1 protein-coding gene is annotated in these 550 nt (G+C 58.9%); it reads left to right on the top strand.

Features of this window, described 5'->3' with window-relative positions:
- Nucleotides 1-550 (top strand): SDR family oxidoreductase (locus L655_RS0100670; RefSeq protein ID WP_024603755.1); only part of this gene is annotated, 550 nt, incomplete at both ends.

Below are 550 nucleotides of genomic sequence, written 5' to 3'. Positions count from 1 at the left end.
AATGCCAGCGGTCGGGACGATGCAAAAGGCATTATCGCGGACCCGGGTACCGCGGAAGGTTGCCGGACCATCATCGAACAGCTGCCCGAGGTGGATGTTCTGGTCAACAACCTGGGTATTTATGGCGGCGTTCCATTCTTCGATATCGACGATGCTGCCTGGGAAGAGATTTTCCAGGTCAACGTGATGAGCGGTGTTCGACTTGCCCGGCATTACGCAACTGGCATGAAGGCTCGGGGCTGGGGGCGTATCCAGTTCATCTCTAGTGAATCGGCGTTGAATATTCCATCGGAGATGGTGCACTACGGGGTGAGCAAGGCGGCGCTTCAAGGTGTATCCCGGGGTCTCGCCAAGGTTCTTGCCGGAACCGGTGTGACCGTGAACAGCATCCTTCCCGGTCCGACCCGTACTGAAGGAGCCAAAGCCATGATGGCTGACCTGGCGGCTGAGCGGGGAGTCTCCCCGGAAGCAATGGAAACCCTGTTCCTGGACGAAAACCGGCCTTCCACGCTGCTCCGACGTTTTGCCGAACCGGAAGAGGTCGCCAGCC

It is taken from the genome of Pseudoalteromonas sp. TAE79 (assembly GCF_000498015.1).
Classification (GTDB): domain Bacteria; phylum Pseudomonadota; class Gammaproteobacteria; order Enterobacterales; family Alteromonadaceae; genus Pseudoalteromonas.
The sequence above is the reverse complement of the archived record's forward strand: the minus strand, read 5'-3'. Positions and strand labels throughout refer to the sequence as shown.